Source organism: Streptomyces sp. MS06, assembly GCF_047200655.1.
In the GTDB taxonomy this organism is placed as follows: domain Bacteria; phylum Actinomycetota; class Actinomycetes; order Streptomycetales; family Streptomycetaceae; genus Streptomyces.
Genome location: NZ_JBJZOJ010000039.1, coordinates 1 through 22,020, shown reverse-complemented (window position 1 = coordinate 22,020; position 22,020 = coordinate 1). Strand labels below are relative to the sequence as shown.

Below are 22,020 nucleotides of genomic sequence, written 5' to 3'. Positions count from 1 at the left end.
CCCCGGGATCCTCCGCACCGGCATGTTCCACGTGAAACCGGGGCGCGGCAGTCCGTCCTCCGGTCGGCGTTTCGCACCCGCCCGGAACGGCCCCCGGGCTCTCGGAGCGTCATCACCGGAGCCGAGGGCGCGGCGGCCTGCCTGCGGGTGCGCTCAGCCGGCCGGTTTCGCGTAGTGCAGGTCGACCGTGCCCGAGTAGCCCGGCATGGTCACCGTTCCGTCGTCGGCGACCTTCCAGCCCAGTCCGTACACGTTCACGTACACCATGTAGTTCTGGATCGCCGCGGAGTCCGCGAGGGCCTGCTTCAGCTTCTTCGGGTCGCCGACGGCCTGGATCCGGTACGGCGGCGAGTAGACGCGGCCCTGGAGGATCAGCGTGTTGCCGACGCAGCGCACGGCGCTGGTGGAGATCAACCGCTGGTCCATGACCTTGATCCCTCGGGCACCGCCCTGCCAGAGGGCGTTCACCACGGCCTGCAGGTCCTGCTGGTGGATGACCAGGTAGTCGGGCTGGGGCTCGGGGTATCCGGGCAGTTTGGCGGTGGCGTCCGGGGGAGCGTCGTCCAGCGTGACGGTGATCGCCTTGCCGCTGATCTCCTGGGTGCCGGCACGGTTCGCCAGGTCGGCGAGCTTCTCGCGGGTGGCCTTGGTGCCGTCGTCCGTGCTGCTGTCGCCCTCCTCGGCCAGGCCCTCGATCTCGTTGCGCAGGACGGAGTTGGAGTCGTCGAGCTCCTTGTTCTTGCGGCTGCGCTCCTGGATCAGGTCGGACAGCTTGAGCATGGACGAGTCGGTGCGGATGTTGGTGCCCTTGGCCGTGTTGAAGCTGGTGAAGAAGATCAGCCCCGCCAGTGCGAAGACGGCCACGGTGAGGATGCGCACAGGACGGAAACGGTTCCGGTGCCCGGCACTGGATTCGGTCCCGGGGGAGTCGGCAGAATTGCTCAACGTACCCTTATCTCCTTCGGCGCCTCGGAAGCACTACGCTAACGGACGCCCGGGGGAGCGCTCAGAGTCACCTTGCAGTCCACTTGTACGCTGCTCCGAGCCCGACCCAGTTCCCTGCGCGGCCACGCAGCGCATCGACAGGAGAGACCCTCGTGCCGAAGTCACGTATCCGCAAGAAGGCCGACTACACGCCGCCGCCGTCGAAGCAGGCGGCAGCCGTCAAGCTCAGCAACCGCGGCTGGGTCGCGCCCGTCATGCTGGCCCTGTTCCTCCTCGGCCTGGCCTGGATCGTCGTCTTCTATGTGACGGACGGCTCACTGCCCGTCGACGCCCTGGACAACTGGAACATCGTGGTCGGGTTCGGCTTCATCGCCGCCGGATTCGGCGTCTCCACGCAGTGGAAGTAGCGGCGAACCGGCGGTGAACCGAGCCCTGCCCAGGGCTATCCGCTGAGTTATCCACAGGCTGAGGAAATATCCACAGGCCACCTGGGGAAAAGAAACGACGATCTGTGGATAACCCGTCGGGTGTTGACGCCGGTACGACTGGCACACCGGCCCCCGCAAGACTGTTCGCCCCCTGCCCGACCTGCGAAAACTCGGTTCGGCGACAGGGGGCACAGTTGTTCCCGCACCCTGTGCACAAGATCCGGTACCCACTGTGGAAAAGCTGCGACTCAGGTGAGCTGAGCCGTCCTCACCAGGATCATCACCAGCACCACGGCGAGAACGAGCGCGCTGGTGCCGTACTGCACCAGCGCGCGGCGCTCCCGCGGGGCGTGCACCATCGCGTACCCCATGACCACACCCGCCACCAGGCCGCCGATGTGGGCCTGCCAGGCGATGTTGCCCCAGCTGAAGGTGAAGATGAGGTTGATCACCAGCAGAGCGACGATCGGCCGCATGTCGTAGCGCAGCCGGCGCACCAGCACCGCAGTGGCTCCGAACAGCCCGAAGATCGCGCCCGAGGCCCCCAGTGAGGCCGAGCCGGGGCCGGCCAGCAGGTAGGTCAGGGCGCCGCCGGCAAGGCCCGAGACGAAGTACAGCACGAGGTAGCGGACCCGGCCGAGGGCCGCTTCCAGGGGGCCGCCGAGCCACCACAGGGCGAGCATGTTGAAGGCGATGTGCCAGACGGCCTGGTGGGCGAACATCGAGGTCAGCAGGCGATACCACTCGCCCTCCGCGACACCCTCGGTGGCCCTGAACGGGGCCGGCGGCCACTGGCCGATCAGCACCAGCCGGTCCACCAGTGACGGCCGGATCTGGAGGGCGATGAAGACCGCCACGTTGATCCCGATCAGGATCTTGGTGACCAGGCGGGGATCGTCGCTGACCACGCCGCCGGCGATGGTGCGGGGCCGGCTCGCCGAGGGGGCCGGACCGCCCCCGTCGGCACCGCGCGCGCAGTCGGGGCACTGGAAGCCCACGGAGGCGTTGACCATGCACTCGGGGCAGATCGGACGGTCGCAGCGGGTGCAGCGGATCCCCGTCTCGCGGTCGGGATGGCGGTAGCAGCCGGGCAGGCCGTCCCGGGCTTCCTGCCGGCTGCCTGGTGCCTGGTCCATCGGGTCCCCTCGATCGTCGTGGGCACGGCCTTCGCCCCGCTCTTCCTTACGGACGAGCGGGGCGAAAGGTTCCCGGCCCGAGGTACGTGCGCGGTGGCGCCGGAGCCGGCACGGCCGGTGGCCGACGCCGCCGCCGGTACCTCAGGCCCTGCGCTCCACCTCGACCGACTCGATGACGACTTCGTCGTGCGGCCGGTCGGTACGGGGGTTGGTCGGGAGGGCCGCGATGGCGTCGACGACCTTCTGACCGGCCGCGCCGGTGACCTCGCCGAAGATCGTGTGCTTGCGGTTCAGCCAGGTCGTCGGGGAGAGGGTGATGAAGAACTGGGAACCGTTGGTACCGGGGCCGGCGTTGGCCATGGCCAGCAGGTACGGCTTGTTGAAGGACAGGTCCGGGTGGAACTCGTCCTTGAACTGGTAGCCCGGACCGCCCGTGCCGTTGCCCAGCGGATCGCCGCCCTGGATCATGAACCCGCTGATCACCCGGTGGAAGACCGTGCCGTCGTACAGCCTGACGGTGGTCCGCTCACCCGTGCTGGGATCGGTCCATTCCCGCTCGCCCCGGGCGAGCTCCACGAAGTTGCTGACCGTCTGCGGGGCGTGGTTCTCGAAGAGCCGGACCTCGATGTCACCGCGGTTGGTCTTCAGGGTGGCGTAGAGCTGCTCGGCCACGATCTGCCTTCCGTCGTCCTGTCGTGCCCCCAGATCCTCCCACGCCTCGTGCCCCGGAGAAGGGAAGCGGGACACGGAGCAGGAAGCGCGAGGCGAAGCCGGGGGAATCCGCCCGTGTCGGGGGCGCGCGGCGGCGTTCGGTGGCATTGTCGACGGCAGGGCCCGGTGCCCCGCCCCCGTCCGGAGCCGAACGGGGGACCGGCGGCGTTCCACCGGGGGTACCCGGGCACCCGGATGCCCGTTCCCGCGTGCCCGGGAGCAGGCGGCGGGGCATGATCCGCAGAAGGGTGGAAAGTCGAAAAAACACCGTACGCCACCGAGGAGGAGGAACCCGTGACCCGCATCGACAGCGTGCGCGCCGCGACCGGCTCGGCGAGGGACAGCGTGCTGCACGCCGCGGAAGTGGTGGCGCCCTACGCCGACACGGCCAAGGAAAGGGCCGCACACTACGCACACGAGGCACGCGTACGGCTCGCGCCCCGCGTGACGCAGGCCGCCGACCAGGCCCGCGTCCAGTACGGCGCCTACGTCGCCCCGCGGCTGGACCAGGCCCGGACGCATGTACCGCCGAAAGTCGACCTGGCCGCGCACGAGGCGGCCGTCCGCACCCGCGTCGCGGCCCGACAGGCCGCCGAGTACTCCCGGCAGGCCGCCGAGTACTCCCGGCCGGTGATCGAGCAGGCGGTGGCCGCGGCCGGCCCCGTCAAGGAGGAGGCGACCGCGCGCAGTGCCGCCGCACTGGCCGCGCTGCGCAGCCAGGTGACCGCCGCGGAGATCCAGAAGCTGGCCCGCAAGCACGAGCGGCGGGCGCGAGCCGGCCACGCCGTGAAGGTCGCGGGCATGCTGGGTCTGGTCGCCGGATGTGCCTTCGCCGCGTGGAAGTGGTGGGACAGGCAGGCCAATCCCGACTGGCTGGTCGAACCGCCCGCCGCCACCGAGGTGTCCGAGTCCGCCCGGCTGACCTCGGTGGACGGCAGTGGCAGGGCCGACCTCGACCCCGAGGTCGAGGCGAAGCAGGCCGAGGACGAGGCCGCGAAGCGCGACGAGCAGGGCTGAGTGGACCGGCTCCGCCCGCGGGGGCGGGAGACCTTCGGGTCTCCCGCCCCCGCGGCCGGTCCGGGCGCTCCCTCCCCCGGACCGCCCGGATCCGGACCCGCCCTTCGGGACGCCGGCCCGCGCGGCCCGACCGGCCACCGGCCCGGCGCCCCTCGCGCGGTCAGGGCGAGGGGAACTGCGCCGCCACGAATCTGTCGAAGAGCCGGTCGGGCAGCAGCCGGCGCGCGCCCAGGGCCCCGTGCGCCAGAGTGCCGACCGGGAACCGCGCCCGGGGCCTGCGCGACGCCACCGCCCGCTCGATCACCGCGGCCACCGCCTCCGCGGAGACGGCGAACCGGCCGGCGGCCGTGCGGCCCTCGTGGACGTCGACGGCCCAGTTCGCCAGCGTCTCGTAGAACTCCCGGTAGGCGGAGTCGGGACGGCCGGCGAACTGCCCCATCGCCGTGGCGAAGAACCGCGTGCGGACGGTGGCCGGCTCGATCAGGCTGACCCGGACGCCGAACGGCGCCACCTCCGCGCGCAGGGAGTCGCTGAACGCCTCGAGCGCGTGCTTGGTCGCCTGGTAGAGGCCGCCACCGGGCGGCGAGAACCGTCCGAGTACGGACGAGATGTTGACGATCCGCCCGGAGCGCTGCTCCCGCATGCGCGGCAGCACCAGTTGCGTGAGTCGCATCGGCCCGAAGACATTGGTCTCGAAGGACGCTCGGGCGGAACTCAGCGGAATGTCCTCGACGGCACCGTGTACGCCGCTGCCGGCGTTGTTGACGAGGATGCCGACGGCACCGTGTTCGGCGTTGACCTGCTCGACCGCGGCGGTCATCGACTCCTCGTCGGTGACGTCCAGGCGCATGGTCCTGATCCCGTTCGCGGCCAGTTCCCCGAGGGTGCCGGCGTCTCGGGCGGTCGCGTAGACCGGCAGGCCGCTGCGGTGCAGCCGCAGGGCGGTGGCCCGGCCGATCCCGCTCGAACACCCGGTGACGAGAGCGGCTCGTGACGACGCCATCAGCAACTTCCCTTCTCCCTGACGGAGTTCGTAGGACGCGAGGTGCGCCGGAGGGCGGGCGGTGCGCCGGAGGGCGGGCGGTGGGCTCGGCGGATACCGGCTCCCGCAGGGCCGGTCCGTCCCGGCCGTCCCTCCCGGGGTGCCCCGGGAGGGACCGGATTCCCGTTCACCGGGCCGGACGGGCCGGGTCCCGGTGGAGGAGGCGGTACGCGCCGGCGTAGTAGAGCAGCGCGTCGTCGTCACCGCCACAGCCGAGGTCCCGGACCTCTCCGACGAAGATGGAGTGGTCGCCGCCGTCGTGCACGGCCGCCAGCGAACACTCGAACCAGGCCAGGGCGCCTCGGATGACCGGGGCGCCGGTGTTCGGCCCGGCGACCGCGTCGACCGCCGCGAACTCCTTCTCGCCCCGGGGACGCGTCCGGTCCGCGAAGTGCCGGGCCACCGCCTCCTGATCCGCCGACAGCACGGAGACGGCGAAAGCGCCGTGCTCCTCGATGACCCGGTGCATCGACGCACTCCGCATCACACACACCAGGATCAGCGGCGGGGAGAGGGAGACCGAGGTGAAGGAGTTCGCGGTCATACCGCGTGGATCCTCGCGCCCCGCCGTGAGCACGGTGATCCCGGTCGCGAAACGGCCGAAGATCTTGCGGAGCTCGTCCGGGCCCGGGCGGTCCCCGTGCGCGGCCGGAGCCGGCACACGGCGCACCACATCGCTCGCCGTCATCCGCGCTCAGCCCTTGCCGGCCAGAGCCGGTGCCGTGCCCGCGTACCCGGCCGCGCCCACCGGTGAGCGCGGGGAGCCCCCGGGGCCGCCGGCCCGGACCGAGTAGCGGCTCAGCGCCCTGCGCAGCGGCTCCGGCACCTGGGTGGGCACCGTCGAGGCGTTCGGACCGCGCATGCACGCCACCCGCTGCCGTCCCCTCGCGACGAGATCCTCCAGGCCCTCCCGCACCCGCACGTAGTCGAAGGCGAACTCGATCTGCGTCTGGGTGAGGTCGACCAGCCGCATGCGGATCGACAGCTCGTCGAAGGCCGTGATCTCCGACAGGAACTCGCAGTCCACCTTGAGGGTGAACAGCTTCAGGTCGCCCTGGAGGTCCACGATCACGTCCGGGGCGTGCTGCTGGAGGAACATCTCCCGGCAGCGGCCCTGCCATCGCAGGTAGTTGACGTAGTACACGTTGCCGACCAGGTTGGTCTCCTCGAAACCGACCACATGCCGGTATTCGTAGTACTCCTTCACTTCAGCCCCTCACTCTCACTCGTTTCCATGGAAACCGTGAACACCACCGGTCGCCCGACCCCGTCCAAGGTCGTCGCGAAGGAGGCGATCCGGGAGAAGCCGGCCCGCAGCACCGCCCAGGTGCCGTCCTGCCCGGGCACCGGCGCGTCGGCCGTGACGGCGACCCGGGCCTGCCCGGCCTTGCGCAGGCACTCGATCGCGCCCCAGACCCGGGTGGCCGCCAGGGAGAGGTCCTCACCCCGCTCGGTGGCGAGCAGATCCGCCAGTGCCACCCCCTCGGCGCCCAGCAGGTCGCGCCATTCGCGGTCCGAGCGCGGCTCGACCACCTCCACGTCGCAGCCGACGGGACGGTCCCCGGCCACGGCGAAGGTGACGCCGGCTCCGTGGGCCGCCGAGACATGGCCGCCGGCAGCGATCGGTTTCCCGTCCGGGCGGTAGGCCACCTCGGTCTCGGCGCCCAGCGCCCAGCTCAGCGCCTTGGCCGTACGGGCCCGCCGGGCCCCCCGGCCGGCGGGCGCGGCTCCGTCGTCCGGGAACACGGCCGCACGCAGTCCCGCCCCCAGCGCCGGTTCGACGTTCCGTTCCAGGTACGTGGTGAGCAGTGCCGGACGCCACGGCCCCTTGAGGTTCCGCTTCCGCACGGCGTGCAGCGTCAGCCCCTCCCAGCGCTCGACGAGCGCCCCGCCGGGGTCGCGGACGTCGAGGTCGTAGAGGTAGGTGTCGCCGTCCCGCGACACCTCGCGCGCGTGCAGGGTCACCTCCTCCAGCGACCGCGCCCGTCCCGGGTCGGCCAGCCAGAGGCGCCGGACCGAGACCGGCAGCAGCGTCGCGTCGGGCACGCAGCTCTGGATCGAGTGCATCAGCGCATCACGTGTTCCCGGATCCGCCAGGACGAGCCCGGCCGGATGGAACGCGCCGAACCAGTCACCGCGCGCCCGGTTCGAGATCCGTGCCGTGCAGCTGCGGGCGGCGAGCTGCCGGTACTCCAGCAGTCGCCGGAACCGGTCGCCCTGGAACAGAACCGAGCCGTAGAGGGCCTCGGCCGGATCCAGCGGGACCTCCGGCCGCTCCGCGTCCGGACCCGCCGCGGCCTCCGCGGGCCTGCTCAGGTCGTACCGGAGGGTGGCGCGGAAGTGATCGGCCTGGAATCCCGTCTCGCTCGAGCGGAGAGCCGCGCGGACGGTGTCCGGGCCGTCCGCGAGGACGGCCACGCGCACGGTGGTGTGACCGTCGACCGGGACCACGACAGGACGCAGGAACTCCACGTCGGTCAGCACGGGTGCGCCGGTCCGCCCGGTGAGCGCCGAGGCGGTCTGGGCCATCGCCTCCATGCCGAGGACCGCCGGGAACAGCAGGTCGCCGTTGAGTTCGTGGTCGGCGAGATACGGATCGTCACCGGCGGAGAGGTCCGCGTCGACGACGAGTTCGATGCCCGGGTAGTGGATCCGGGGCCGTTCGAGGAAACGCAGCAGCGGCAGTTCCCGGTGGTCGGGCGTGATCGTCGGCAGGCCGGCCGCGCGCCCCATCACCACCACCGCGCCCGGGGTCCGCTCGTCGGCGACGAGCGCCTTGAGCACGGCCACGCCGTCGGCCACCGGGATCGGCGATATGCCGTCCCGCATGAGCGCCTCGAGCACGCCGAGCCGTTCGCCCATCCCGGAACCGGCCCACACCGACCACTCCATGGCGATGCACCGGCAGTCCGGGTGGCCGTCCGCGTAGCGGAGGGTCAGGTCGGTCAGCCAGTCGTTGGCGGTCGCGTAGTCGGCCTCGCCGCGCAGGCCGGCCCGGCCGATGATGCTTCCGAAGGTCACCAGCAACTTCAGCGGGGTGTCCTCCACGGCCGCCAGCACCGCCCGCAGCCCGTCCACCTTGGGCGCCAGGGTCCGGCGGAACGTCTCGTCGTCGAGACCGGCGAGCGACTGCGGCTCGTTGCGGCCGGCGCCGTGCAGGACCGCGGTGACCGGACCCAGTGTGCGCCGGGTCTCCTGGACCGCGGCCTTCACCTCGTCGGCGGCCGTCACGTCGGCCCGGATGTACCGATGGCGCACACCGGCTGCCCGGAAGCGCTCCAGATTGCGCGCCAGTTCCGGGTCGGCGTCCGGATCGGAGCGCCCGAGCAGTGCGAGCCCGGTGCCCGTGTCCCGGGCCAGGGCCAGAGCGGCCTCGGCCGTGATGCCCTTGCCGCCACCGGTCACCAGCAGGACGTCGCCGTCCCCCAGTGCGGCCGCTGCCGACGCGGAGGCGGAGACCTCGGTCGCCAGGGGGCGCAGCACGGGGACCGCACGCCGGCCGGCGCCGTCGTACCAGACCTCGGCGAAGCCGTCCGTCGCCGCGACGTCCGCGACCACCCGGTCGGCGATGCTCGCGGCGCGGTCCTCCGACACGAGGTCCGAGGTGGGCAGCACCACGACCGTCGACGTGATCCGGGGCGCCTCCAGGTGCAGGGTCTTCACCAGGCCGGCGGCACCGCGCCGCCCGCCGACCGCGACCATGCGGACCGGCTCGCCGCCCGCCCGGGCCAGCGCGGCCTGCGCCGAGGCCAACAGCAGCGGCACGTGCTCCTCGTCGGCCTCCGGCGGAAGGCAGAGCAGGACGCCGTCGCCGAGCCCGGCCCCGGACAGCCGGGAGGCGAGCAGCTCGGCCAGGGGGTGGCCGCCCGGCGCGAACACCTCCCAACCGGCCGGCTCGTGCTCCGACGCCACGGCCTTCGGGAGGGCCGTGGGCACCAGGTCCACGGCGAAGGGCCGGACCCACGGCGCGATGCCCGCGACCTCCTCCCGCTCCCCGTCACCCGGGAGCGAGGTCGCCGCGAGTTCGTCGAGCATCGCCGCCAGCTCGGCGAGCGTGGAGGTGGCGTAGGCCGAGGTGGCGAGCACCGCGGTGACGCCCTGTTCCTGGGCCGCCTGGGTGACGATCTGGCCGACGGTGATCGAGCTCAGGTGGAGTTCGTCGATGGGGTTGCTGTCGGCGCCCACCGTGTCCAGCGGCAACTCCGCCCGCTCGGCGGCCAGGCGCCGCAGGACGGTCAGCGTGTCGGCACCCGGCGCGCCCTCGGCCTGGGGCGCCACCTGCGCCGCGGGTTCCGCGGCGGCGTGCGCGGGTACCTCGAAGCCGCCCTCCGGGGCGGACTCGCAGGGGCTGGCGAGGAAGGAGAACTCCTTGTCCAGGGGCAGCGGCTTCACATAGCGGTCGGCGAAGAGCTCCGCGTGCCGTACGGGAGCGCCCAGCACGAACGCCGCCGCGACCGCGGTGAACAGGCCGGCCAGGGACGGGCTGTCGGACTCCAGGGACACCGCGGGGACCGAGGGCGCGATCTGCTCGGCCAGCCCGCGCAGGATCCGCCCCGGCCCGACCTCGACGAAGAGATCGGCGTCGGCGGCGAGCTTCTCGACGGCCTCGCTGAACCGCACCGGGTCCAGGACCTGCCGGGTCAGCAGTGCGGGCACGTCGGTGTCCGCGGGCAGCGGGGCGCCGGTGACCGTCGACACCATGGTGCGGTCGAGCGGGCCGAACGACCGGGAGGCCAGATGGGAGCGGAACGCCTCCGCGGCGGGCGCGACGGCCGGTGAGTGGAACGCGTGCGAGACCGGGATCCGGGTCGCGCCGACACCGCGCGCCCGGGCCCTGGCCATCACCGACTCCACCGCGGCGGCGGGTCCGCTCAGCACGGTCTGGGTGGGGCTGTTCAGTCCCGCCACCACCACGGGGTCACCGCCGATGAGGGCGCGGGCCTCGTCGGCGGAGGCGGCGATACCCGCCATGGCGCCGCCGCCGGCACTGGCCCGGCCCATGATCTGCCCGCGGGCGGCCGCCACCGCCAGCAGCGCCTCCTCGTCCATGGCGCCGGCCCAGTGCAGGGCGGTCAGCTCGCCGAGGCTGTGGCCGGCGGCCCCGACCGCCTCGACGCCGAGCTGCGACAGCACCCGCAGCCCGGCGACCGAGCCCGCGACGATGCGGGGTTGGGCGACCGCCGTGGCGACCTGGTCTCCGGTCGTCGGCAGGCGCAGCTCCCGGTACAGGTCCTCGGCGGTGGTGAACCGCCGGGCCAGTGCGCCTCCGTCCGCTCTGCGCCCCGCCCCCTGTCCGGGGAAGAGGAAGGCGATCCGCGGCCGGTCGGCGGACCCGCCGAGGAACACGCCGCCGACGGGGTCGAGGACCTCGCGGGCCCCGCCGTCGAGCAGCGTGAGGAGTCGGCTGAGGCGGGCCTCCGCCTCCTGGGGGGAACGCGCGACGATCGCCGCCCGGACCGGGCGGCCGTCAAGTCCGGCGGCGAGGGTGGCGGCGAGGTCGCCGAGTTCGGCGAAGGACGTCTTCGGCACCATCGAGAGCAGGTGGCCGACGCGGTCGCGCAGCTCGGAGGTGCCCGCGGCGTCCAGGAGCAGGAGTTCGGAGTCCTGACGGGAGCGGACCAGCCGCCGGACCGTGGACCCGAGACCGCTGCGGCGCACGCCGTCCGCGTGTTCGACGACGAGGTGGGCGTTGATGCCTCCGAAACCCATCGAGGAGACACCCGCACGGACCGGGGCGCCCTCCGGCCACAGTTCGGCGGTGTCGGGAACCCGCAGCGCGGGGGCGTCGCCGGCGAGGACGGGATGCCGCTGGTGGTGGCCGGTGGCCGGCGGGATGATCTGGTGCCGCACGGAGAGGATCGCCTTGATGAGGCCGGCGACCCCGGCGGCACCCTTGGTGTGACCGATGTTGCCCTTGAGGGTGCTGATGGCGGCGGGGGGCGCGTCGGGGTCGGCGGCCCGCCGGGCCTCGCTGAACGCGCCCAGCTCGGTGGCGTCGCCGACCGCGGTCCCGGTGCCGTGGCCTTCGAAGTAGCCCACCGTTTCGATGCCGAAGCCGGCCGCCGCGTAGGCCCGGTCGAGGGCGAGCCGGTGCCCGGAGGCCTCCGGGCGGGTGATCCCGCCCTTGCCGTCGGAGCTGTGCCCCCAGCCGCTGATGGTGGCGTAGCGGAACCGGCCCTGCGCGACCGCGTCCTCGTCCCGCATCAGGACGAGCATTCCGCAGCCCTCGCCGGGCCAGAAGCCGTTGGAGTCCTTGTCGTAGACGCGCATCTCGCTGGTGGAGAGGGCTCCGGTCTTGGCGAAGCCGATGAGTTCGAACGGATCGATGCTCAGGTCGACTCCCCCAGCCACGGCGGCGTCGGCCTGCCCGCCGGCGAGCGCCGCGCATGCGGTCTCCACGGAGAGCAGCGAGGAGGAGCAGGCTCCGTCCACGGTGTAGCCGCCGCCACCGAGGTCGAAGTAGTTGCAGATGCGGCCCGCGATGGTGTTGGCCAGCCCGCCGGCGAGCGTGTCCTCGTCGACGGCCGGGAAGGGCGCCTTGTAGCGCGCCTCCAACTGCCCGAGGAAGTCCCCGAGTTCGGAGTCGTCCCAGCCTCGTTCCCGCAGCGCGGCGCCCACCGTGCGCTGGACGTACGGCCAGCGCAGGCGCATCAGGTTGGCCCGGCTGAACTCACCGGTCAGGGTGTTGCCGATGACGACGCCCGTGCTGCTGCGCGGAAGCCCCCGCCCCGACGGGAATCCGGCGTCCTGCAGGGCGCGGCTCACCGTGTCGAGTGCCAGCCAGTGGGTCATGTCCGTCGATCGGAAGGTACTGCCGCCGATCCGGTATCCCACGCGGTCGAACTCGAAGCCCTCCAGGACCGCGGCCATGCGCGTGTAGTGGCGGTCCGGTGCGGCCGGGTCGGGGGAGTAGTAGTCCTCTGCGCGCAGCCGCTCGTCGGGCAGGCGTCGGAAGGCCCGTCTGCCCGCCAGCACGTTGCGCCACAGTTCTTCGGGGGTGTCGGCGTCGGGGTACCGCAGGGCGATGCCGACGACGGCGATGCGCTGACTCTTCACGCGGCCACCTGCCCGGGGGGCGAAGCGGCGAACCGGGTGGCTGGGGTCACGGTCTTCTCTCCTTTGTGTTGCCGTTCGCGTGCAGCCGCGAGGCGGACGGCCCATGGGCCAGCGCGTGCTTCCCGCTGTCGGTACGCCGCCGCCGGTGCGGGGCCGGACGAGCGTTCCGCCGTCCGGTCCGTCCCGCCTCAGCGGGGTACGGACCGGTTCTCCGTCGGGTCGGGCAGAGACGCAGGAGCGGGAGCGGGGGCCGCAGCGGGCGCCGGGGCCGGGGCGGGCGCCGGGGCCGGGGCGGCAGGCGGGATCGGATCCCACAGCCGACCGGACGCGCTCGATGCCGCAGGCTGGTACTTCCACTCGCTGTTTCGGCTCGCGACGATGTCGCGCACCGCCGAGGAACCTCGCCGCCGGGCCCCGCGCCGCGCCTCGAGCGCGAAGCCCAGCGCATGGCGCGCGTAGGTGGTCAGCGGGAACGTGCAGTTCTCCCGCCAGGCCGCCGAGCCGTGCCGGCGGTACCAGGTGACGTGCCGCGCGCCGGCGGGAAGGGTGAACGTGGCGACGGCCCGCCGCTCGGGGTCGCCGAAACCCATGTACGGCGGCACGAAGTCGAGCGAGTCGAGCCGGGCGAAGATGCGTGCGGCCGCTTCGCCGTGCGTGATCCGGCCGGCAGCGGCGGCCGCGATGTGCTCCCGTGAGGCCCGATGGGTGGCCGCGACCTCGGGCAGGTGGCTGCCCAGCACGCCGAGACGGGACGGCTGGGTGGTCTTCTCCAGGTGGGAGCGGTCCCCGGTCCTGAGATACCTCACCAGCAGCGACAGCGGGCCGAAGGCACCGAGCATGTTGCCCAGCACCCAGTTCCGGTTCCAGGCGTTCCAGGTCTCGTAGCTCGCGAACGACTGGAAGGAGGTCGACACGATGTCGTCGAAGTAGTCGTAGGCGCGGTTGACGTTGTCCTCGATGTGCTGGAAGCGCTCGGTGGCGTAGTCGCCGTCCGCGACCGCTTTCAGCAGCTCCTCCGCGATGAGGTCGACGGCGACCACGAGCACCGACATCCCGCTGGAGAACAGCGGATCCACGAATCCCGCCGCGTGCGGGAGCTGGAGGATCCGGGAACGCAGAAGGTGCGGGGAGGAGTACTGCAGCCGGCCGGTCGCCACCCAGGGGCGCACGGCGCGCGCTCCGGCAAGATGGCGGCGCACCGTCGGGTACTCGGAGGTGATCCGGCGGAACTCCTCCTCCGGGGACCCGTCCGCGCGCGGGTGACGGTTCCGGTCGAGCACCAGGCCCACACTGGCGAGCGGGTTGGTCGACTCGCGGTGGTTGTTGAAGGGGATCACCCAGAGCCACCCGCCGTCGAAGACATGGTGCATCGTCGACTGGCCCAGCGGTGAGGGCACGTTCCTGCGGGCGGCGGGGTCCAGCAGCAGATCCGCGCTCCTGATCCCGATCATGTGCGTGAACAGCGCCCGGGTGTCGGTCCGGAAGCGCGGTGTCTCGTCACGCATGCCGAAACGGTCCGACACCGGCGAGCGCATGCCGGAGGCGTCGATCAGGTACGCGGCGCGGTACACGGTTCCGTCGGCGGCCCGGAGTTCCACCGTCTCGTCCCGGACGGCGACGTCCTCGATCCGGGTCTGCGAGACGAGGTCCGCCCCGTACCGGACCGACATCGCCGCGAGGTACGCGTCCGTGTCCTGCCGGAAGAAGTGCGAGTCCGGGCCGATCGGCGGGGTCAGCGTGGGGAGCTGGTTGACGTGGTCGCCACTGTGCTCCCGGCCCGCGCGGTGGTACATGAAGCTGAAGGACCGCTTCACTCCGCAGGCGCTGCTGATGTTGTCGCGCAGGCTGTGGAAGGAACCCAGCCAGCCGATCTCCGGAACTCCGTACTTGTGGGCGACGACGTGCAGGCGCACGCCCGTCTCCGGGATCAGGGACTCGCCGATCGCGAAGCGCGGATGTGCGGCGCCCTCCAGCACCAGTGTCCGGACACCGTGCTTCGCCAGGATGCAGGCGAGCATCGACCCGCCGATGCCCGAGCCCAGGATGGCTACGTCATAGCGTTTGCCGGTCGTGGTCACGGTTGCCCCGCCCTCCGGAGTAGTACTGCACCCGAACTGGGTTCCAGCGTCGGGGCGGTGGCATCCGGCCGCCTACTCTTCCCTTGCCTCAACCGGAGCCGGCGGGCCTGCCCGGGCGGAGGAACACGGCACGCAGGGAGAAGTGGGGAATCCGCCGCGGAGGTGACCATGGCAGCCGCTCAAGCGCGCGGTGCCGCGTTGCCCGCGACGTTCTCGCCGGGCGGGTTGGACGGCGCCGGATCTGCGTCCGCGCGTTCCTTCCGTACTCACCCGACGAGAAAGGTCGCTCCGCGCATGACCCGACGTTCCTCACCCCCCGGCAGCGCCAAGGGGTTCGAACATCCCGTCTCCTTCTGGCTCGGCACGGCGTTCTGCACGGCCGGTGTACTGCTCCACCTTCCGATGTACCTCGGCGCACGCGACACGGGCTACAGGATGAACGGCATGCCCATGGACGATTCGATGCTCGTCGGCATGGGCCTGATCGTCGCCGGTCTGGGCGCGGTGTTCTACGGCCTGCTGCCGCGGCGCAGCGGAGACGTCCGCCGCGCGAGCTCCCGTTACCTGGTGCGGGCGCTGGACGACGCGCCCATCCGCAAACCGCACGTGGCCCTGCTGCTGGCGATGTTCGTGGCGATCACCATCGACGTCATGAAGCCGGTGACCCTGGCGTTCGTCACGCCGGGGATGGCCAGGGAGTACGGTCTGCTCCCGGCGGACACGCACAGCCACGTCACCGTGGCGTGGGTGCCGCTGGTGGGGATCATCGGAACCGTGCTGGGCTCGGTGCTGTGGGGTTCGCTGGGCGACCGCATCGGCCGCCGGTCCTCGATCCTGTTCGCGGCCGCGCTCTTCCTGACGACCGCCATCTGCGGCACCATGCCGAGTTTCGGCTGGAACCTCTTCATGTGCCTGATGATGGGGCTCGGAGCCGGCGGCATGCTGCCCGTCGCCTTCACCCTGCTCGCCGAGACGATGCCGACCCGGCACCGGGGCTGGCTCATGGTCCTCATCGGAGGCAACGGTGTCGGCGCGTACCTGCTGGTCAGCTGGCTCAGTGCGACTCTCGCCCCGACGTACTCCTGGCGCATCCTCTGGCTCATCGGCCTGCCCACGGGTCTGGTGTTCCTGGCAGCCAGCCGCTGGATACCCGAGTCGCCCCGCTATCTGCTCGCCCGCGGCCGGGCCGAGGAGGCCGCGGAGATCGTCGCCCGGTACGGCGCCACGATCAGCGAGGTCCCGGAGTCCGAGCAGGCCCGCGACCTGGCGGAACCCTCGGGCCGGGCGGCCGTCTTCGGCCCCCGGATCCTCGGCACCACACTGGCCGTCCTGCTCCTCGGGGTGGGAATCGGACTGGTCACCTTCGGCTTCCAGCAGTGGGTGCCGACGAACCTCCAGCGCCTCGGCTACTCTTCGGTAAAGTCCGATTACACCGTACGCAACGCGGCGCTGCTGGGGCTCCCGCTCACCGCCCTGGCCGCATGGATGTACGGGACGCTGGGAAGCCGCCGGACACTGGTGTCGCTGACCGCGCTCACCGCATCCACGCTGGGGGTCTTCGCGCTCCTGGGCGACCAGGTGATCCATCACCGCACCCTGCTGTCGCTGCTGCTGGTGGTGCCGATCGCCGGCATCAGCTCCCTGGCGGCCGTCACCGTCGGGTACGCGGCCGAGGTCTACCCGACCGTGGTCCGGACCCGGGGCACCGCGCTCGCGGCGGCGATGACCAAAGCGGGTGGGGTCCTGATCCTCGCGATCGTGGTGGGGATGAACGCGGTGCCCACGATCGGCGCCACGGCCCTCATCGGCGCGGTCCCTCTGGTCGTCGCCGCACTGGCGGTGGCGCGGTTCGGACCGGAGACGAAGGCCCGCGGGCTGGAGACCATCACGAAGGAGCGTGTGCTGGTGGGGTAGAACGTACAACAGGGACCGGACGGGGACCGGGCCGGTGCCGCCCACCGTGCGGCACAGGTCACGTCCCTCAGAAGCCGGCTGTCGGCATATCCTCTGTCACGTCTCAAGAATGCGCATTCACAGTGACGATCAACGCCCTGGACACACCTCTTGCCGCACTTCCGGACCGAGCACCGCGTCACCCCGGCACGGTGTAGGGCCTTCCACCGACCGGAGAGGCGAGCACGAGACACCCAAGAGAACGAGGGGCCAGATCGTGAGCACTGAAGCCGGCACCGGCGCGCCGCAACCCGCGGAGGGCGAGAACACCCCCCACGACCTCGCGTACCGCCACACGCGCCGCAACTTGCTCTCCATACTCACCGATCGAACCGAGTGCGCGGACGTCCCGGTGCCCGCGTGCCCGGGATGGACGGTCTCCGACACGGTGGCGCATCTGGTCGCCAACTGCCGTCAGGCCGAACGCAACCTCCTCGGGCGCCCGGACCACGGCCGGACACCGGCGGGCCTGGCCGGCATGCTGAGCGAATGGGAGCGGAGCGCGGCCGGGGTGGAGCGGGGGATCAGACGCGCCCGGAGCAGACTGGCCGGCTCGGTGCTCGTCATGGACGCGTTCACGCACGAGTTCGACATCCGCACCGCCCTGGGCGTGTCGCTGCCGGTGTGGCACGCGGCCACCCGGTCCGCCTTCCAGATGGCCGTCGACGGATTCGGTACGGCGGTGTCCTGTCTGGGGCGGCCGCCGCTCCGCCTGGAGACCGAGGACGGAGCCTGGAACGTCGGCTCGGGCGCTCCCTCGGCGGTCGTGTTCGGGACCACCCACGACCTCTACCGCTCACTCGTGGGCCGCAGGACGGCCGAACAGATCGGGCAGCTGTCCTGGACCGCGGAGCCCGCCCCCTGGATACCCGCGTTCACCTGGGGGCCGTTCACTCCGCCGGTGGTCCGAGTGGAGTGAACGGCCCGTCCGCGCACGAGGAGGGCTTCCGGAGCGGGTGCCCGCTCCGGAAGCCCTCCTGGTGCGCTCTCAGGCCACGGTGTCCAGTTGCAGCGTGCCCCAGTTGTCCAGCTCCGGCAGGGCCAGCAGTATCGGGGTGTCGACCAGCCTCGCCGGGTTCATGCGGACCCGGTTGTCGCCGTACGTGGTGTTCGGGCGGACCGTCAGCCGTTCCGCCTTGCCCAGGAACAGCGGCTTGCGCAGCCAGGGCCGGGGGTCGACGTCCCCGACGCTGACCGCGGCCGCACGGACGTACCAGGTTCCCGGCGGCACGTTCCTCAGGGTGTAGTCGCCGGAGGCACTGAGTAAGTCGCAGGCGACCGGCAGTCCCTCGACGACGGGCGAGGCGAACGCTCCGACGTAGACCCGCAGCGGCTCCATCATCTCCGGCAGCTCGACGCTGCCCGTCACCGTCGCCATGTCGTCGCTCACCGCCGGGCGGCCGTCCAGATGGTGGCCTCCGTCCAGGGAGAGCATGCGGTAGCGTCCCGGCGAGGCCCCCACGCTGCGCGTGAACCGGCTGGTGAAGGTGCCCAAGCTGTTGTAGCCAACGGCGTACGCGATGTCGGTGACGCTCTCAGTGGTCTCCAGCAGGAGGTTCTTGGCGCGAAACAACCTGATCGCAGCCAGGAAACGGCCTGGGGACGTTCCGGTGACGCTTCCGAACACGCGCGAGAAGTAGAACTTGCTGAGAACGGCGGAGTCGGCGATGTCGTCCAACGACAACGCCTCGCCATAGCGATTCCACATCGCGGAAATAGCCTGCTCAACAGCAAGTTGAGTGACATCCAAAGCATCCCCCAGATGGCATTGTCCGACCAAATCGCGCGCTCGGCTTCCCGCGATTCCCTTGCTTCCGCTCCGTTCGCAGACCCAGCTCCTCCGACCGGGACAGTGATCAGCGACACACAGGTGCATGTTGAACCTTCAGCCACAGTGGCTGAGTCGCGACACTGAGTGTTCCGGTGCATCGCCGGGCCAACTTCTTCCGTACTGCCCTTCTTGGAGGACTTGTGGCCAGACCGTGCCCGTCCCGCGGCGAGCGGCGGGTTTTTGCGCGGCTATGTCGCGTTCCCCAGGCTTCGCGGGGCGAGGAAGGACCGCCCCGGGCCCCCGGCCGCCGCGCCGCCCGGCCCCTCCTCCGCACCGGCGTCCTCCACGGCGTCCCACGCACCGGCGTCCCGGGGGCTCCGTGCGGGGCGGCCTCCGAAAGAAGTCCCGGCCGCCGCGATGAATCCGGTACGCCTCGCCGGTATGTACATGCGAGCCCCCCAGCAGAGGGCTCGACACCATTGATCTGGGAGACAGACATGTCGGAGAACCGCGCGGCCGACGAGACCGCGATCACGGCCGTTCTGGAGAACCTCTACAAGGCGTGGGAGGCGAACGACGCGGACGCCTTCGTCGCCGAGTACACCGAGGACGCGACCGCCGTCCTGCCCGGCTCTCTCCGGCAGAGCCGCGAGGCCATCCGCAGCAACATGGCCGGCGGCTTCGCCGGCCCGCTGAAGGGTTCCAAGACCTACAACAAGCCCCTGAGCATCCGCTTCCTGGGCCAGGACGGCGCCGTCGTGGTCAGCGAGTCCGGCATCCTCTTCGCGGGCGAGACGGAACTCCCGGCCGCACGCCTCGTCCACGCGACCTGGGTCCTGGAGCGGCGCGACGGCCGCTGGCTGGTGGCGAGCTACCACAACAGCCCGGCCAATCCCGCGAGCTGACCGGAGCGCGGAACCGGCGGCCGGGGGCAGCAGGCCCGCCCCGATCAGCGGGACGGGCCCCGAGCCCACCGGTCCGCCGCGCGCCCGAGCCGTGCCCGGCCCACCCGCCGGGCCTCCCGGCGGGCTCGCCGTGCCCGCCGAAGGCGCCCCGGACCCCGCCGCCCCGTCACCGAGGCGGACCGCAGCGCAGGCCCCGGGGCGCCACGACCCGAAGGCCGGCGGCACGAACGGCGATCACCGGCCGTCCAGCAGGGCGGCCACCCTCTCGGCGATCATCACCACGCTGAGCTGCGTGTTCGCGCACACCATCGACGGCATCACCGAGGCGTCGGCCACGTAGAGCGAGCCGATCCCGTGCACGGCGCACCGCTCGTCCACCACCGAGCCCTCGTCGTCGGCGGGTCCCATGCGGGCCGTGCCCACCGGGTTGTAGGCGGAATCGACCGCGGCCTCGACGTAGGCCCTCATGTCCTCCTCGGACTCCAGGACACGTTCGTCGAGGAGCACCACGTCCTCGCCGCGGTCGCGGATGCCCGGCGACTGCGCCAGCTCCCAGCAGCCCCGCACGGCCTCGGCCAACAGGGCGTGGTCCCGCTCGTCGGACAGGTAGCCCAGATCGATGCGGGGCGGTGCCCCGGGGTCGGCCGACTCCAGCGTCACGCTTCCCCTGGAGTGCGCACGCCGGGCGACCGACATGACGCCGAACACCGAGCGCGCACCCGCGACCCTGCGCAGCTCGGGAAAGTGGTGCGTGAGGTCGAACCGGCTCACCATCGCGTAGTACATGTCGTTCGGCCGGGCGGACGCGGAGGACGACGTGGTGCGCAGCACGATCTGCCCCGTCGACCGCCCCTCGTTCTCCTCCCCGGGCCGCGGCGTCAGAAAGACCCCGATACGGGGCTGGTCGGTCAGCCCGGACCCGACGCCGGGAAGATCCGCGTGCACCGGGATGCCCAGCCGGCGCAGCTCCCCGGCCGGGCCGACGCCCGAGCGGAGCAGGAGACCGGGGGAGCCGATGGCCCCGCCTGCGAGGATCACCCGCCGTGCGCGGATCTCCTCGCCCGCCACGATGACGCCGACCGCGCGCTGTCCACGGATCACCACGCGCTCGGCGGTGGCGTTCGGGACGATGACGAGGTTGCGGCGTTCCTGCGCGGGCCACAGGTAGGACATCGCCGTGGAGACGCGCACCGCCGGGTCGCGGCGGGTGGAGGGGATGGGCCCGACACCGGTGGACGCCGGATGGTTGTGGTCCTCGGCAGCCGGGTGCCCGGCCTTCAGGCAGGCCTCCAGGAACGCGGCCTGGACCGGGGCCAGTTCCCCGGTCCGCCAACGGCGGACCGGAACCGGCCCGCCCAGCCCGTGGAACTCCCGTTCGCCGTAGTCCAGATCGTCCTCGATCGCCGTCAGCGCCGGCAGCGACCGGTCCCAGGACCAGAGCGGATTGCCGAGAGCGGCCCACTCGTCGTAGTCGGCGGGCGTTCCCCGGATGGCGACGGTGTTGCCGACCGCGCTGGAACCGCCGGTGACCCTGCCCTGCGGGAAGGGGACACGGCGATCGGAGGTGAGCCGGGCGTTCAGCCCCCACGAATGCCGGACCAGGGACATGGTGTTCCCGTCCAGCAGGTCGGCGGGGGTGCCGGCGGCGTCCCGGTAGTGCGGGCCGGCCTCGATCAGCGCCACGCGGCGGGCCGGATCCTCGCTGAGCCGCGCGGCCAGCACTGCGCCGGCCCCGCCCCCGCCGATGACGATGTCGTCGAAATCTCGCATGGATGCGCTCCTCCCGTTTCGTGCACAGCCTGGTGGCAGACGCGTGCCGGGGGCTTCTCCGGCCTTGCGCAGCGTCGGAGAAGTGGCGGCGCCGGCTCGCGCATATCGTCACGAAGGACGTCGTTGCCGGGACGAGAGAGGTGAGTCGATGCGGTCCGTTCCCGATCCGCGGCCGGGTGTCGCGGTACAGGCCGGAAGCGTGCCACTGGCGGTGGAGGTGGCCCGTGAAGCCGAACTCCGAGGACTGCCGTCTTTCTGGTCGAGCGAGTTCTACGACCGCTCGGCGGTGGTCACCCTGGCGGCGGCCGCCTCCGCGACCAGCCGGATCCGGCTCGGCTCGGCCATCGCCTGGGCCCTGGGACGCACGCCGGTGACACTGGCGACGGAGTTCCGCTCGCTGGCGGAGATCGCCCCGGGGCGGATCACCCTGGGGGTCGGAACCGGCAATCCCCAGGTGATCACCGACTGGCACGGGCTGGACGCCGCGCGTCCCGCGGACCGGCTCACCGAACTCGTCCCGCTGCTGCGGCGGATATGGGAGGTGGGAACGTCGGACGTCACCCACGAGGGCGAGTTCTACCGCTGCCGAATCGCCCGCGACCCCTCCCTGCCGGCCTGGCCGGAGCCGATCCCGGGCGCGCCCGGTCCAGGGGCGTCCCCGCCCAGGATCCTGGTGGCGGGCGGCCGCCCGGCGATGATCCGAGCGGCCGGCACGGTCGGCGACGGGCTGATCGGTCTGCCCCTGTGCAGCAGGGCCTTCTGCGAGGAGCAGGTGCGGCCGGTCCTCGCCGAGGCGGGCCGGAAGGCCGGCCGCGCCGAGCCGGTCCCCGTCACCGGCATGGTGATCTGCGCCGTGGCCGAGGACTCCGGTACTGCGCGGTCCCTCGCCGCCGCGCAGGTCGCCGTGTTCGCGGCCCGCGAATCGGCGGCACCGCTGATGGAGTTCCACGGCTTCGCACCTGAAGTGGCCGCCATCCGCGAGGCCCTGGGACGGCGTGACGTCCGTGCGCTCGCCGCGGCCGTATCGGACCGCATGCTCGACACCCTCGCCGTGTACGGGACGCCCAAGGAGGCCGGGGAGCGGTACCTGGAGTCCTTCGCCGGCGTCTACGACGATCCTCTGGTCTTCACCGCGGGCAAGGGCATGCCGCCGGGGGCGCTCCGCGACAGCCTGCTGGGCGCCTGCGAGGCGTTCGGGGACTGAGCAG

The 22,020-nt window shown here is 72.1% G+C and carries 16 protein-coding genes; 6 read left to right on the top strand and 10 right to left on the bottom strand.

Annotated features, from left to right (window positions below; all coding sequences use genetic code 11):
* Positions 1–153: 153 nt before the first annotated feature.
* The gene (locus ACL02U_RS21020) at positions 154–945 is read right to left on the bottom strand and encodes a DUF881 domain-containing protein (protein WP_412792416.1); all 792 of its coding nucleotides are present in this window, start codon (positions 943–945) and stop codon (positions 154–156) included.
* A gap of 152 nt (positions 946–1,097) precedes the next feature.
* On the opposite strand from ACL02U_RS21020, the gene crgA reads away from it, so the two are divergent.
* Entirely contained in the window at positions 1,098–1,352 is a 255-nt protein-coding gene (crgA, locus tag ACL02U_RS21015) for a cell division protein CrgA (RefSeq protein WP_412792415.1), read from the top strand.
* A 269-nt stretch (positions 1,353–1,621) separates the two neighbouring features.
* On the opposite strand, the gene ACL02U_RS21010 is transcribed toward crgA, so the two are convergent.
* Both ACL02U_RS21010 and ACL02U_RS21005 read right to left on the bottom strand, forming a co-directional pair.
* Complete coding sequence (locus ACL02U_RS21010; protein WP_412792414.1) at positions 1,622–2,509, bottom strand: rhomboid family intramembrane serine protease; 888 nt, start codon at positions 2,507–2,509, stop codon at positions 1,622–1,624.
* A gap of 141 nt (positions 2,510–2,650) precedes the next feature.
* Positions 2,651–3,181 (bottom strand): peptidylprolyl isomerase, encoded by a 531-nt coding sequence (locus ACL02U_RS21005; protein WP_412792413.1) that lies wholly within the window; start codon positions 3,179–3,181, stop codon positions 2,651–2,653.
* Between the two features lie 333 nt (positions 3,182–3,514).
* On the opposite strand from ACL02U_RS21005, the gene ACL02U_RS21000 reads away from it, so the two are divergent.
* Entirely contained in the window at positions 3,515–4,237 is a 723-nt protein-coding gene (locus tag ACL02U_RS21000; protein ID WP_412792412.1) for a DUF5324 family protein, read from the top strand.
* A gap of 160 nt (positions 4,238–4,397) precedes the next feature.
* Here the strand turns inward: ACL02U_RS21000 and ACL02U_RS20995 are convergent, their stop codons facing one another.
* The 5 genes from ACL02U_RS20995 to ACL02U_RS20975 all read right to left on the bottom strand — a co-directional run bounded on the left by ACL02U_RS20995 (position 4,398) and on the right by ACL02U_RS20975 (position 14,413).
* On the bottom strand, positions 4,398–5,240 hold the full coding sequence (locus tag ACL02U_RS20995; protein ID WP_412792411.1) for an SDR family NAD(P)-dependent oxidoreductase: 843 nt from the start codon (positions 5,238–5,240) through the stop codon (positions 4,398–4,400).
* 166 nt (positions 5,241–5,406) lie between these two features.
* Complete coding sequence (locus ACL02U_RS20990) at positions 5,407–5,967, bottom strand: flavin reductase family protein (RefSeq protein WP_412792410.1); 561 nt, start codon at positions 5,965–5,967, stop codon at positions 5,407–5,409.
* Positions 5,968–5,973: 6 nt separating this feature from the next.
* The gene (locus ACL02U_RS20985) at positions 5,974–6,486 is read right to left on the bottom strand and encodes an acyl-CoA thioesterase (protein WP_412792409.1); all 513 of its coding nucleotides are present in this window, start codon (positions 6,484–6,486) and stop codon (positions 5,974–5,976) included.
* A complete protein-coding gene (locus ACL02U_RS20980; RefSeq protein ID WP_412792408.1) occupies positions 6,483–12,335 on the bottom strand; it encodes an SDR family NAD(P)-dependent oxidoreductase in 5,853 nt (1,950 codons plus the stop codon). The genes ACL02U_RS20985 and ACL02U_RS20980 overlap by 4 nt, the downstream gene beginning before the upstream one ends.
* Positions 12,336–12,523: 188 nt before the next feature.
* The gene (locus tag ACL02U_RS20975; protein ID WP_412792407.1) at positions 12,524–14,413 is read right to left on the bottom strand and encodes an NAD(P)/FAD-dependent oxidoreductase; all 1,890 of its coding nucleotides are present in this window, start codon (positions 14,411–14,413) and stop codon (positions 12,524–12,526) included.
* Positions 14,414–14,707: 294 nt separating this feature from the next.
* Here ACL02U_RS20975 and ACL02U_RS20970 point away from each other — a divergent pair, with 294 nt between their 5' ends.
* Positions 14,708–16,327 (top strand): MFS transporter, encoded by a 1,620-nt coding sequence (locus ACL02U_RS20970; RefSeq protein WP_412792406.1) that lies wholly within the window; start codon positions 14,708–14,710, stop codon positions 16,325–16,327.
* 256 nt (positions 16,328–16,583) lie between these two features.
* Positions 16,584–17,285, top strand: a complete 702-nt coding sequence (locus ACL02U_RS20965) for a maleylpyruvate isomerase family mycothiol-dependent enzyme (protein ID WP_412792405.1) — start codon at positions 16,584–16,586, stop codon at positions 17,283–17,285.
* Between the two features lie 69 nt (positions 17,286–17,354).
* Here ACL02U_RS20965 and ACL02U_RS20960 read toward each other — a convergent pair whose 3' ends face one another.
* Complete coding sequence (locus tag ACL02U_RS20960; RefSeq protein WP_412792404.1) at positions 17,355–18,074, bottom strand: helix-turn-helix transcriptional regulator; 720 nt, start codon at positions 18,072–18,074, stop codon at positions 17,355–17,357.
* A 560-nt stretch (positions 18,075–18,634) separates the two neighbouring features.
* Here ACL02U_RS20960 and ACL02U_RS20955 point away from each other — a divergent pair.
* Positions 18,635–19,042, top strand: coding sequence for an SgcJ/EcaC family oxidoreductase (locus ACL02U_RS20955; protein ID WP_412792403.1), 408 nt, complete (start codon positions 18,635–18,637; stop codon positions 19,040–19,042).
* A gap of 234 nt (positions 19,043–19,276) precedes the next feature.
* Here ACL02U_RS20955 and ACL02U_RS20950 read toward each other — a convergent pair whose 3' ends face one another.
* Positions 19,277–20,812, bottom strand: coding sequence for a GMC family oxidoreductase (locus ACL02U_RS20950; RefSeq protein WP_412792402.1), 1,536 nt, complete (start codon positions 20,810–20,812; stop codon positions 19,277–19,279).
* 148 nt (positions 20,813–20,960) lie between these two features.
* Between ACL02U_RS20950 and ACL02U_RS20945 the strand changes: the two genes are divergently transcribed.
* A complete protein-coding gene (locus ACL02U_RS20945) occupies positions 20,961–22,016 on the top strand; it encodes an LLM class flavin-dependent oxidoreductase (RefSeq protein WP_412792401.1) in 1,056 nt (351 codons plus the stop codon).
* The last annotated feature ends 4 nt before the right edge of the window (positions 22,017–22,020 follow it).